A 12,686-nucleotide genomic window follows, 5' to 3' on the forward strand; every position below is an offset into this window, starting at 1 on the left:
GCAGTTAAAAAACGAAGACCGGCGCGGGGCCTGTTGGCTGCCGCACCGGTCGCTTTGCCCTTCGAGCTCTTGCGCTACAGGGCGGCCCGGGCGGCGGCGACGACCTTGCCGAAGCCGGCGGGGTCGAAGATCGCGAGGTCGGACAGCACCTTGCGATCGAGGGCGATGCCGGCCTTGCCGATGCCCTCGATGAAGCGGCTGTAGCTCAGGCCGTGGGGACGAGCGGCGGCGTTGAGGCGGACGATCCACAGGCGACGCATGACCCGCTTGAGGCCCTTGCGGCTGGTGTACATGTGCATCCACGCGTGGTGGACGGCCTCGAGGGCGCGGCGGAAGTTCTTCGAGCGGCTACCGCGAAACCCCTTCGCTACTTTGAGGATCCGGTTACGACGGCGGCGGGCTTTAAATCCACGTTTTGCGCGAGGCATGGCTCAGGTTCTCCCGTTGGGAAGCATGATGTGGATGCGCCGCTGATCGGGCTCGGAGACGACGTGGGTCCCCTTGAGCTTACGGATGCGATCCGACTTCTTCTTCGTCAGAATGTGGTTCTTGTGCGAGTGCTTGCTCTTCACTTTACCGGTGGCGGTAAAGCGAAAGCGCTTCTTCGCGCCCGAATGGGACTTCATCTTTGGCATGGGCTTGTCCGAAGGGGGGCGTTATGTACCCCAGGGCTGAGAGGCAGGCAAGAGCCCGGAGGCCCGCGTGGCGCGGGTCCTGTCCGGGTTGCGGGCGATCGAGGCTTGGGCTAGCTCACACATCGGTCCGGCCTTGTGACGGGAGCCGATGTGCAAGCGCTGACTACGTGGCAGGCGGATCGTCGATGTCGTCGAGACCCGTGGTGTCGTCGGTCATGTCGTCGTCGTCGTAGTCCTCGTCCTCGTCGTCGGCCGGCGCGGTGGCGGCGAGCGCTGCGGCTGCGGCTGCTGCGGCGGCTGCCTTGTTGGCGGCGGCGGCGATGGCTGCCGGATGAGGCGGCTGGATCGGACGCGGCATGGCGGCGACCGGCGTACCTGCTGGCTTGATGGCGGCGCCCTTGGGCATGTCACGCTTGGGCTTGGGGCCCAGGACCATGTTCATGCGGTTGCCCTCCATCTGCGCCATCTGCAGGATGATGGTCACGTCGGCGAGTTCGCGGATGATGCGCTCGAGGATCGCCCGACCCGTCTCGGGGTGGGTGATCTCGCGGCCGCGGAACTGGACGACGAGCTTGACCTTGTCGCCCTCTTCCACGAAGCGGCGGATGTGCCGGGTCTTGAAGCCGAAGTCGTGGTCGTGGGTCTTCGGCCGGAACTTGACCTCCTTCAGCTCGGTGGTCTTTTGGTGCTTCTTGGCCTCGCGGTCACGCTTGGCCGTCTCGTACTTGAATTTCCCGTAGTCCATGATCTTGCACACGGGGGGGACGGTCTTCGGGTTGACTTCAACCAGCTGAAGACCGGCCTCCTCGGCGCGGTTCATGGCCTCCTGGGTGGTCATGATCCCAAGCTGCTCGCCCTTGTCGTCGATGACCCGCACCTCTTTTACGCGGATGCGGCGTCCGACGCGGTGGGTCTCTACGCGCGGCTTGGGTTTGGATTGTCTGCGGCCGATGGTCGTGCTCCTTCAAGAGAAAACTTCCGGCGGCTTCGCGTATGCACGCGAAACACCCCGGACGGGGCGGCATTGTGCGAGCGATCGCGGGCGGACGTCAAGCGCCGAGAAACGATCGTCGGCGAGAATTTTCAGGCCAGCGGCGTGAGCTGCGGCGCGAGCTGCGGCGCGAGCTGCTGCGGGGTCGGGTCCGCGGACCCGGAGGGGATCTGGGCCTCGATCGCCAGGCGGGCGACGAACTCCGCGAGGGGTTCGAGCGGGCCGGTCTTGCCGTCGCGCGAGCGCGGGGCGACGCCGCGGGCCTCGACCTCCTTGTCGCCGAGGACCAGCATGTAGGGCACCCGCAGCAGGGTCGCCTCGCGGATCTTCAGGCCGAGCTTCTCGCTGCGCAGGTCGGTCTCGACGCGCAGGCCGGCGGCGTTCAGGGCGGCCGCGACCTCGTGCGTCCACGCGTGGTGGGCATCGGTGATCGGCAGGACGGCGACCTGAACCGGGGCGAGCCAGGTCGGGAAGCGGCCGGCGACGTGCTCGAGGTAGACGCCGAAGAAGCGCTCGAGGCTGCCGAGCATGGCCCGGTGGATCATGACGGGGCGGCCGCGGCTGTCGTCGGAGGCGACGAACTCGAGGCCGAAGCGCTCGGGCAGCTGGAAGTCGAGCTGCACCGTGCCGAGCTGCCAGGAGCGGCGCAGGGCGTCGCGGACCTTGAAGTCGATCTTGGGGCCGTAGAAGGCGCCGTCGCCCTTGTTGATCTTGTAGGGCAGCCCGGCGGCGTCGAGCGCGGCCATCAGCGCCGACTCGGCCCGGTCCCAGGTGGCGAGCTCGCCGAGGTAGCTGGCGGGGCGGGTGCTGACCTCGATCTCCGGCTGGTCGAAGCCGAAGGTGCGGTAGCACTCGAGGATCGTGTTGGTGACGCTGGTGATCTCGGCGCCGACCTGCTCCGGCAGGCAGAAGATATGCGCGTCGTCCTGGGCGAAGCTGCGGACGCGGGTGAGCCCGCCGGTCACGCCCGAACGCTCGTAGCGGTGCAGGCGGCCGAAGTCGGCGATGCGGAGCGGCAGTTCGCGGTAGCTGCGGCGGGTCTGGCGGAACAGGATGCAGTGACCGGGGCAGTTCATCGGCTTCACGCCGAATTCCCGCTCGTCGATCGTGCAGGCGAACATGTTGTCCTTGTAGTGCTCGTAGTGGCCGGAGGTCTTGAACAGATCCATGTCGAAGATCTGCGGGGTGATGATCTCCTCGTAGCCGTGCTTGCGGTAGAGCTGGCGCACGTAGGCCTGCAGGCTGTTGTAGACCACCGCGCCGCGGCCGGTGAAGAACGGGCTGGCCGGGGCGATCGGGTCGAAGTGGAACAGGCCGAGCTCCTTGCCGAGCTTGCGGTGGTCGCGGGCCTTGGCCTCCTCGATCAGGCGCAGGTGCTCCTTGAGCTCCTTGCGGTCGGCGAAGGCGGTGCCGTAGACGCGCTGCAGCTGCGGCCGGGTCTCGTCGCCGCGCCAGTAGGCGCCGGCGATGCTCATGATCTTGAACGACCGGATCTGGGCGGTGTTGGCGACGTGGGGGCCGCGGCACAGATCGACGAAGTCGCCGCTGCGGTACAGCGTGAGGGTGGCGTCGCCGGGGATCGCCGCGATCGCCTCGACCTTGAGGCCCTCGCCCAGGCGGGTGAACAGCTCGATCGCGGCGGGGCGCGTGACCTCCTCGCGCACGAAGGGGTGCTTGCCGTCGACCTCGGCCTGCATCGCGGCCTCGATGCGCTCGAAGTCCTCGGGCACCAGGCGGTGCGGCATGTCGATGTCGTAGTAGAAGCCGTCGTCGGTGTGCGGTCCGAAGGCCAGGCGCGCGTCGGGCCACAGCTTCTTGATCGCGGCCGCCATGACGTGGGCGGCGCTGTGGCGCAGCGTCTCCAAGGGCGACAGGTCCGGGACGGACGGGTCGATCATGTGCTGGATCTCGTGCTCGTGTTCGTCAGCCATGGGGGCACGAAGGTACACGAGGCGCGGCCGAAAATGCGAAGACCCGCCGCGGCGAACCGGGCGGGTCATCAGCATGGAGCAGGGCGATTAGCCTGTAGGACTGAGGGGTTTCGAACCCCTGACCCCTACCGTGTCAAGGTAGTGCTCTACCACTGAGCTACAGTCCTTCGGGTCCCTCACGGTCAGCGAGGGGCGGCATAGATACCCGCGAGTCGGCCGGCGGTCAAGCACGATCGAAGGGCCCCTGGCGACGGCCCTCCAGCTGCTGGAGGCGATCAGGCGATCAGCGCCTGACCTGCCGACCTCCATCGCCGGGATCGGGCTCGGCCAGGGGCAGCTCGTACTGGACCTGGAGGCCGTTGCCGAGGCCCGGGCCGGCGGGGGCGTTCAAGATGTCGATCTGCTGGTCGGACAGGCCGAAGGACAGCAGGAGCAGGCGCAATTCGGCGACCTGGGCGGCCCGATCGGTGTCCTCGGCCATCGGCAGGCGGGCCGGGTCGATGCGGAAGCGCAGGCCGGGGTGGGCGCGCAGGCCGGGCTGCTTGCGGGTGCCGAGGACGATGCGCTGGAACTCGCTACGGCTGGCCAGGGTGAAGCCGCCGCGGGGCGCCGGGACCAGCACGTCGAGCGGATAGACGACGATGCGGGCGCGGCCGTGGTGGCGGTGCAGATCCTCGAGGGTGCGCTCGCGGTCGCCGAACATCGCCGCGAGCCCGCCCTCGAGCGCGCCGGGGGGGATCGCCAGACGGTAGAGGATCGCCGCGTCGCCGCGACCACCGATGCTGACGCTGACGGCGAGCTCGAGCGGCGCGTCACCACCGAGCTGCGGGCGCGGCCACAGCAGGTAGCCGCGGCACAGCTGGCCGAGGCCGCCGTTGCAGCTCGGCGGCTGCAACCACTGCCGCAGGGCCTCGGCGACGGGGATCTGGGCCCGATACTCGGCCTCGTCCGGGTTGTGCTGGATCACTTCGCCGCCGCTGCGCTCGCTCGGGAGGATCGGCAGGACCGGATAGATGAGCCCGACGGTCGCGACGTTGGCGACGACCCTGCCGATAAGCTCGAGGAAGCCGACGGACTTGTAGCGGGTGACGGTCGGCGTGACGGTGACCGTGGGCACCGGCAAGGGTTCGCCGGTGACCGCGGCGAGGGTCTCGCGGTCGGGCTCGATCGGTGGGAGCAGGGTGCTGCGGTGCAGCAGGCTCAGCGAGACGTCGAGGCTGTCGATCGGGATCTGGTTGGCGTCGTGGATGACGCGCACGAGGACGATGCCGTCGACGCTGGCGACGCCGCCGAGGTGGGCACGCAGCTCGGAGGCGGGCACGGCTTGCAGGTGCAGGCCGGGCTCCAGGTCGCGCTCGATCGCCGCCAGCAGGTCGCCGCCGTCGACCTCGCCCTTCGCGGCGCCGGCCAGCGCCTCCTCATAATGGTGGCCAGCGAGCAGGCGCCGCTGGGTCGGGGCGCAGGCGGCGAGCAGCCCGAGGGCGATGAGCGTGGCGCGCTGCACGATCTTCATCGGCGCCCCAGCAGGACGGTGAGTGAGAGGGTGACGCGGAGGTCGTGGATGACGCCCTTGGGCAGGGACAGGGCCTCGTGGGCGACCTCGAGGCTGAAGCCGCCGTCCTTCGAGCCCTCGGCGATGAGGCCGGTGCGCACGCCGATGACGCGCTCGCGGTCGAGGGCGCCGGTGACGACCCGCGGGATCACGCCGAAGGCTGCGGGCCCCGCGATCACGCCGAGGCCGATGCCGGCGGTGAGGAAGTTGCCGCGGGTGTGGTGGGTGCTGGCCAGCAGGCTGTAGCCGAACTCCGGCAGCAGGCCGAAGGCGATGCGCCCCCGCGACAGCGGGATCCGGGCGATGGCGAGGGCGTCCATGACGAAGCCGGCGCGCACCGGCAGCGGCCCCGCCAGACGACCCGCGACGCCGAAGCCGAGGCGAGCGCCGACGCGGATCTCCTGGCGTCCGCCGCGATCGCGGTTGCGGTGAAAACGACGCCGGCCGGTCTCCTGGATCACCCGGCGTGGCAGGCCGGCCGGCTCCGGCAAGGGCGGCGGCGGGATCACGCCAGGCGCCAGCTCGGCCCCGACCACATGCGACACGAACACCGGAGCGGGGTCGGCGAGGCAGAGCGCGAGGATGAGGCCAGGGAGCAGCAGGCCCGCGACCCTACCGCGGACACCGGGCTATGTGTAGAGCGTGTCGATGAGCGCCGCGTGGCGGACCGCGACTTCACGGCGGCGCAGCTTGAGCGTCGGCGTCAGCTCGCCGCTCGCCTCGCTGAGCTCGAAGGGCGCGATCACAAACCGGCGGATCGCCTCGTAGCTGGCCAGATCTGCGTTCAGACGGTCGATCTGGATCTGCACGAGCTGGTGGATCCGCGGGTGCCGGGCGAGCTCGGCGACGGTGCGGCAGCCGAGGCCCTCCCGGCGCGCGACCGCCAGCATGGCCGGCACGTCGAGGCCGATCAGGGCGACCAGGTGCGGCCGCCCGTCGCCTATCACCAGCGCGTGGGCGATGCCCTCGGCCAGCTCGAGCCGGCCCTCGAGCGGCAAGGGGGCGATGTTCTTGCCGTTCGAGGTGATGATGATGTCCTTCTTGCGGTCGGTGATCGCGAGGAAGCCGTCGCGCAGCTCGCCGATGTCGCCGGTGTGCAGCCAGCCGGCCGCGTCGAGGGCCGCCGCCGTGTCCTCCGGGAGCCCGTGGTAGCCCTGCATCACGCCCGGCCCGCGGATGAGGATCTCACCGTCCTCGGCGATGCGCAGCTCGCAGCCCGGCATCGCCGGTCCGACCGTGCCGAAGCGGAAGCGGTCGGGGCGGTTGACGTGCGTCGCGCCCGTGGTCTCGGTGAGGCCGTAGCCCTCGAGGATGAGCACGCCGATCGCGTGGAAGAACTCGGCGACCTCGCGTCGCAGCGGCGCACCTCCAGACACGAAGAAGCGGAGGCGACCACCGAATTGCTGTTTGATCTTGTTGAAGAACAGCCGATCAGCGAGGTTCATCTTCAGCGCCAGAGCGCCCGGCAGCGACTGCCCCCGCTGGCGGCACATGCTGACCTTGCGGCCGACCTCCATGCAGCGCTCGAAGGCCGCCCGCACGACCACCCCGCCGGCCTGCACCTCGGCGAGGATCTGGTTGTAGAAGCGATCGTAAACCCGCGGTACGGCGCACATGTACGTCGGCGCGACCTCCTGGAACGCGGTCGTCAGCGCGGCTGTCGAGGCGGCCGGGGCGAAGGCCGTCACGGCCCCCTGCTCCACCGCGCCCCACAGCAGGTGGCGGGCGAACACGTGGGCCAGCGGCAGGACCATCAGCTGCTCGTCGGAGCGGTCGGCGGCGACGACGTTCTTGATCGCCCAGGCCTCGTACACGAAGTTCTTGTGGCTGAGGACCACGCCCTTGGGCACGCCCGTGGTCCCGGAGGTGTACACGAAGGTGAAGGGGTCGGCGTGGCCGAGCTCCGCGGCGATCGCTGTCAACACCGGCCGTAGCCTGGCGAGCTGGCCCTCGCCCTCCGCCTGCAGGAGGTCGAGGCCGATGTCGGTGGGTCCGGGGTCATCGAGCACGAGCACGTGCTGCAGGCCAGTCGCGGCCGCCCGCAAGCGCCGGGCCTGCGGTGCATCGGCGACGATGGCGATCTCTGCCCCGCTGTCCCGCACAATGTGCGCCGCCTGCTCGGGCGTCGCCGACGGGTAGATCGGCACGCTGACGGCGCCCGCCATCGCTATTCCCAGGTCGCAGAGCGCCCACTCGACCCGCGTCGGCGCCATCAGGGCGATCCGGGTTCCACGCTGGACCCCGAGGCGGGCGATGAACCCAGCCGCCAGCGCCTCACCCGCCCGCTGCCAGTCGCGCCAGGTCAGGGCGCGCCAGATCCCGTGTCGCTTGAAGCGAAGCGCCGGGAGGTCGGGCGTGCGCTTTGCGCGCGCGGCGAACATCTCGAGCACATTGGGGTGGTTCAACCCCTCGGCCGGGGCGGGCACGAATGCGACAGAGGCCATAAAACGCTGCTCCGAACTACCACGAAGGCCGACCGGCCGCGACCGCTTGCCGAAGTCGGCAACGCGCGCACCGACCGGAGCCTGGGCGCGTTCCGGGCTCGACCGAACGGCCGACGACCGCCCACCCGGCGGCCGACGACCCCCGGTGCTTGGAGTTTTGTAGTAGAGGAGGAGTTCTCGCGCGATGCCCAACCTCGTCGGAACACGGATCGACAAGTACGAGATCCAGAGCGAGGTCGGCCACGGCGGCATGGCGGTCGTCTATCGCGGCCTCGACACGGTCCTGAACCGCGAGGTCGCGGTCAAGGTCCTCCACCCGCACATGGCGGAGCGCGAGGAGTCGCGGGCCCGTCTGCGGCGCGAGGCCCTCACCGTCGCCCGCCTGCGCCACGAGAACATCCTCGAGATCTACGACTACTCGGGTGAGAACGCGGCCGAGAGCTTCCTGGTCACCGAGTTCATCCACGGGATGACCCTGCGTGAGTGGCTCGACACCCGCTGGCGCCCGCGGCCAGCGCTGGCCGCTCTGGTGGTGCATCGCCTGTGCGTCGCGCTGGGCCACGCGCACAAGCTCGGCATCGTCCACCGCGACATCAAGCCGGAGAACGTGATGATCCGGCAGGACGGCTGCATCAAGCTGATGGACTTCGGCATCGCCCAGATCATCGATCACCAGAAGTTGACGATGACCGGGCAGCTGCTCGGCAGCCCGGCTTACATGGCGCCGGAGCTGATCAGCGGCAAGCCGATCGACGCGCGCACCGACCTGTTCGCGGTCGGCATCATGCTCTACCAGCTCGCCACCGGCGCCCTGCCCTTCTCGGGCCGCAACCCGCACGAGGTCCTGAGCCGCATCGCCGACGCCGAGTACCCCAAGGCCTGCACGATCTGTCCGCTCGTCGACGACGAGCTCGAGGCGATCATCGCCAAGGCCCTCGCGCGTGAGCCGGACCTCCGCTACCAGAGCGCCGAGGACTTCGCCCGCGAGCTCGAGCGCTACCTCGAGGAGGTCGGCATCCCGGCCGCGCAGGAGGAGGTCACGGCCTACTTCGTCGACTGGGATCGCTACGTCGACCAGCTCGACAAGCGCGTGTGCGGCACGCTCATGCAGCACGCCGAGGCCGCGGCGCGGGCCGGTCACAGCGCCCGCGCGATCCGCCTGCTCGGCCGCGTGCTCGAGCTGGAGAAGGATCAGAAGCAGGCCAAGACCATGCTCTCGCGCCTGCGTACGCGCGAGCGGACGGTCCGTCGCCTCATGGTCGGCGCCGCCTCGCTCGGGCTCACCGCGCTCAGCAGCGGCGCCGCGGTGCTGTGGTACATGACCCCGCCGAGCGTGGAGAACCTGCCGCGTGGCGAGGATCGCATCGCCGCCGCGCCGCTGCCGGTGACCACCCCGCACAGCAAGAAGGCCGTCAGCGACGCCGAGGCTGGCGCGCCGGTCCCGGTCCCGGTCCCGCCCGAGGCCATCCCGCGCAAGATCACCGGGACCCGCCCGATCGAGCCGACGACCAAGGTCAGCAAGCCCACGGCCAGCAAGTGTCTGCTCGAGATCGCCGGCATGCCCTTCGCGGTGGCCAGCGCCAGCACGCACACGCTCAAGGTCGCCGGCCATCCACAACGGGTCGACAAGCAGACCCTGGAGATCGCCGTCGACGACGACCCGACGCAGGTCCAGCTCGACGGCAGCATGTACCGCGGGGCCGTGCAGGTGCACCGAAAAGACTGCTTCCCCGGCGCCACCGTCAAGCTGCAGGTGCGGCCGCGGGCCGCGATCCTCACCTTCAGCGGCGCGCCGCGGGGCACCACCGTGCGCTGCACCGCCGGCCCCTGCCCCGACCTCAGCGCGCACCTCATCGAGTCGGACCGCTTCCCCGAGATCCCGATGACCAGCCACGAGGCCAAGCTCCGCCTCGAGTTCCGGGCCACCGGCTTCAACAGCCAGGCGAAGGACATCCCGGTCTACCCGGGCAACAACAACTACTCGCTCGCGCTGACCCCCCTCCAGCCGCGCTGAGACGCTCGCGTAGCCATCTCAGGGCAGGTTCGGGCGCCGGCGCGCCCACGGACCTTCCTGCGACCCGGGCCCGCAGGTGACGGCCCCGGGGATCCGGGATAGCATCGCCCGCCCCGCTCTCCTGTCCCGCATGCGCTGGCTGTCCATCCGTCTCGTCGCGCTCGCCGCGGCCGCCACGTTCACAGCCGTGAGCCCGGCGGCCGCCCGCCCGCCGAACACACGCACGCCCGCGCCGGCCGAGCCGAACACCGAGAATGAGAAGGTCGAGGCCGCGATCCGGGCGTGGTCGAGCGGCGACTGGGCCCGCGTCCGCATCCTCCTCGAGCCGCTGGTCCAGGGCGACCGCAACCTCGCCGAGCCGCTGCTCAACGAGACGGCCCTGCGCTACCTCGCCGACGCCACGATCCAGGACGAGGCCACCCTCGACGCGCCGATCCGGGTCGAGCTCGCGACCGGCTACATCCAGCGCCTGCTGTCGAGCTCCGATGACTGGCGCCCGCCCGCCGACATCCACGGGCGTCAGTTCTACGACCTCTACAACAAGCTCCGCGAGCAGCGCGACACGGCGAGGGCCCGCGTGTGCATCGGCGAGCTGGCCTCGTGCGACGCCGACAAGGCCGAGGCCAGCGCCCGCCTCACCCGCCTGCAGAACGACTACGCCGTGCTCAAGAAGGCCTTCGACGAGGAGGAGGTCGAGGTCCGTGAGAAGGTCGCCCGCAACCGGGCCGTCGCGCTCATCCCGTTCGGCGTCGGCCACTTCTACAACGGCCGCAAGCGCCTCGGCGCGGCCTTCCTGGCCAGCGAGCTGCTGTTCGGCGGCGTCGGCCTCGGCCTCTTCATCGCCCGCAGCTTCAAGTGCTCGCGCGAGGGCATCAGCTTCAAGCCCGGCGCGCTGACCTGTCAGGGTGAGGGCGACGGCAAGCCGGTGGTGCTCCAGCGCAACGCCGAACAGACGATGGGCCTGCTGTTCCTCGGCGCCGTCGCCCTCGACATCGTCCTCGCCCAGGTCACCTTCCGCCCCTTCCTCACCGTCAAGTCGACCCGCTACCGCCGCCAGGACCTCGACAAGGGCGGCGACCCCGACGCGAGCAAGGCCCCGCGCCGACGCCCCGGCAAGGCCCCCGCGCCGACCAGCCGCGTGCGGACCCGTGATATTCTGCGGGTCGCCCCTGCCCCGGCCTACATCCCCGGCGGCGCAGGCTTCGGCGTCTCGCTCCGCTTCTAGGATCCTCCGCTGCTTCGCCCCCTCTCGCCCCCCATGCCGCACCTGCAATACACCGGCCCCGACGGCGCGACCCTCCGCTTCAAGCTGCTCCGGCGACTCACCTCGATCGGCAGCTCGCGCGAGTGCGACGTGGTCCTCGCGGGCCCCGACATCGCCCCGACCCACTGCACGATCGAGCACGAGGCCGGCAACTTCAAGCTCGAGTCGGCCAGCCGCAGCGCGCCCTTCTTCATCGCCGGCAAGAAGCTGCGCGAGCACAACCTGCGCCACGGCGACGTGTTCGTGGTCGGCCCGATCGAGCTGAGCTTCGCCGCCATCGACCCGCCGATCGCCAGCAGCGACCCCGAGAGCGCCGCCAAGGTCCAGATCGAGGCCATGCGCCAGCTGCAGCGCTTCAGCGAGCTGCTGCTGCGCGACGAGAGCAGCCTCGACGGCCTGCTCAACGAGCTCATCGACCAGGTCGTCGCGCTCACCTCCGCTAGCAAGGGCTTCCTCGTGCTCGCCGAGGGCGACAAGTACGAGGTCCGGGTCGCCCGCGGCCTCGACCGTCAGCCGGTCGACGACCCCGAGCAGCTGCTCTCGGACAAGATCATCCGCGAGGTCATCACCTCGCGCGAGCCGCAGATCATCAGCGACGCCTACCACGACATGCGCTTTCAAAACAGCATGTCGGTGATCAACCTCAAGCTCTCGAGCGTGATGTGCGTGCCGCTGATCGTCCGCGGCGAGCTGCTCGGCCTGATCTACGTCGGCAACAATTCGGTCGTCAATTTGTTCAAGCAGTCGCAGCTGGAGACGCTGCGGGTCTACGCCACCCAGGCCGCCCTCTTCATCAAGAACGCCAAGCTCCTCAACGAGCTGCGCTCGGACGCCGTCGGCCTGCAAAAGCGCCTCGACGACGTCAAGTTCGGCCAGATCATCGGCTCCTGTCCGCAGATGATCGAGGTCTACAAGCGGGTCGAGAAGGTCGCCGGCACCGACATCAGCGTGCTCGTCACCGGCGAGACCGGCACCGGCAAGGAGCTCATCGCCCAGGAGATCCACAGCCGGTCGCCGCGCAGCAAGGGCCCGCTCGTCACCGTCAACTGCGGCGCCATCCCCGAGAACCTCATCGAGTCGGAGCTGTTCGGCCACGTCAAGGGCGCCTTCACCGGCGCCGTCGGCAATCAGCTCGGCAAGTTCCAGGCCGCGGAGAAGGGCACCATCTTCCTCGACGAGGTCGGCGAGCTGCCGCTGCAGCTGCAGGTCAAGTTCCTGCGCGTGCTGCAGGAGCGCCAGGTCCAGCGCGTCGGCGAGACCAAGTCCACGCCGATCGACGTCCGCGTCGTCGCGGCCACCAACCGCGACCTCGCCAAGGACGTCGCCGCCGGCCGCTTCCGCGAGGACCTCTATCACCGCCTCAACGTCATCGACATCCACCTCCCGCCGCTGCGCGAGCGCGGCCAGGACGTCGCCCTCATCGCCCGCTACTTCGTCACCCGCTACGCCCGCGAGTACGGGGCCAAGATCGACGCCGCCCACCCCTTCGACCCCAGCGGCGAGCGGGCCCTGCTGCGCTTCAACTGGCCAGGCAACATCCGCCAGCTCGAGAACCACGTGAAGAAGGCGCTGGTCCTCGCCGACGGCCCCGCCCTCACCGCCCGCGACCTCGACCTCGAGATCGACATGCCCGGCAGCGCCGGCGCCCCGATCGCCATCGCCGCCCCCGAGCAGATCCTCCCGCTCACCGAGGCCCGCGAGCTGTGGCAGCGCGACTACATCAACCACGTGCTCGCCCTCAACGCCGGCAACCGGACCAAGACCGCCCGCGACCTCGGCGTCGACCCGCGCACGATCTTTCGCCACCTCGAGAAGGAAGACAAGAAGTGAAGCCCCGCGCGGCAGGCCCCGGATC

The 12,686-nt window shown here is 69.9% G+C and carries 10 protein-coding genes and 1 tRNA gene; 3 read left to right on the top strand and 8 right to left on the bottom strand.

Features of this window, described 5'->3' with window-relative positions; genetic code table 11:
- Positions 1-74: 74 nt before the first annotated feature.
- The 8 genes from rplT to IPJ59_RS02955 all read right to left on the bottom strand — a co-directional run bounded on the left by rplT (position 75) and on the right by IPJ59_RS02955 (position 7,553).
- A complete protein-coding gene (gene rplT, locus IPJ59_RS02920; protein ID WP_293254676.1) occupies positions 75-428 on the bottom strand; it encodes a 50S ribosomal protein L20 in 354 nt (117 codons plus the stop codon).
- A gap of 3 nt (positions 429-431) precedes the next feature.
- Positions 432-635: a 50S ribosomal protein L35 gene (gene rpmI, locus IPJ59_RS02925; RefSeq protein WP_293254679.1), complete on the bottom strand. Its 204-nt coding sequence runs from the start codon at positions 633-635 to the stop codon at positions 432-434.
- A 163-nt stretch (positions 636-798) separates the two neighbouring features.
- On the bottom strand, positions 799-1,587 hold the full coding sequence (gene infC, locus IPJ59_RS02930; protein ID WP_293269871.1) for a translation initiation factor IF-3: 789 nt from the start codon (positions 1,585-1,587) through the stop codon (positions 799-801).
- 131 nt (positions 1,588-1,718) lie between these two features.
- Positions 1,719-3,557 (bottom strand): threonine--tRNA ligase, encoded by a 1,839-nt coding sequence (gene thrS, locus IPJ59_RS02935; protein ID WP_293269640.1) that lies wholly within the window; start codon positions 3,555-3,557, stop codon positions 1,719-1,721.
- Positions 3,558-3,652: 95 nt separating this feature from the next.
- Positions 3,653-3,724, bottom strand: a tRNA-Val gene (locus IPJ59_RS02940).
- A gap of 116 nt (positions 3,725-3,840) precedes the next feature.
- A complete protein-coding gene (locus IPJ59_RS02945; RefSeq protein WP_293269641.1) occupies positions 3,841-5,070 on the bottom strand; it encodes a hypothetical protein in 1,230 nt (409 codons plus the stop codon).
- Positions 5,067-5,660 carry a hypothetical protein gene (locus IPJ59_RS02950; protein ID WP_293269642.1) on the bottom strand — a complete coding sequence of 198 codons (594 nt, stop codon included), beginning with the start codon at positions 5,658-5,660 and terminating at the stop codon, positions 5,067-5,069. Before IPJ59_RS02950 ends, IPJ59_RS02945 begins: the two co-directional genes overlap by 4 nt.
- 78 nt (positions 5,661-5,738) lie before the next feature.
- Positions 5,739-7,553, bottom strand: coding sequence for an AMP-dependent synthetase/ligase (locus IPJ59_RS02955; protein ID WP_293254691.1), 1,815 nt, complete (start codon positions 7,551-7,553; stop codon positions 5,739-5,741).
- Between the two features lie 184 nt (positions 7,554-7,737).
- Here IPJ59_RS02955 and IPJ59_RS02960 point away from each other — a divergent pair, with 184 nt between their 5' ends.
- The 3 genes from IPJ59_RS02960 (at position 7,738) to IPJ59_RS02970 (ending at position 12,661) form a co-directional block, all read left to right on the top strand.
- Positions 7,738-9,567 (top strand): serine/threonine-protein kinase, encoded by a 1,830-nt coding sequence (locus tag IPJ59_RS02960; protein ID WP_293269643.1) that lies wholly within the window; start codon positions 7,738-7,740, stop codon positions 9,565-9,567.
- 130 nt (positions 9,568-9,697) lie between these two features.
- Positions 9,698-10,792, top strand: a complete 1,095-nt coding sequence (locus IPJ59_RS02965) for a hypothetical protein (protein WP_293254696.1) — start codon at positions 9,698-9,700, stop codon at positions 10,790-10,792.
- A 33-nt stretch (positions 10,793-10,825) separates the two neighbouring features.
- Complete coding sequence (locus IPJ59_RS02970) at positions 10,826-12,661, top strand: sigma 54-interacting transcriptional regulator (protein ID WP_293269645.1); 1,836 nt, start codon at positions 10,826-10,828, stop codon at positions 12,659-12,661.
- Positions 12,662-12,686 lie beyond the last annotated feature (25 nt).

It is taken from the genome of Nannocystis sp. (assembly GCF_016714285.1).
In the GTDB taxonomy this organism is placed as follows: domain Bacteria; phylum Myxococcota_A; class Polyangia; order Nannocystales; family Nannocystaceae; genus Nannocystis.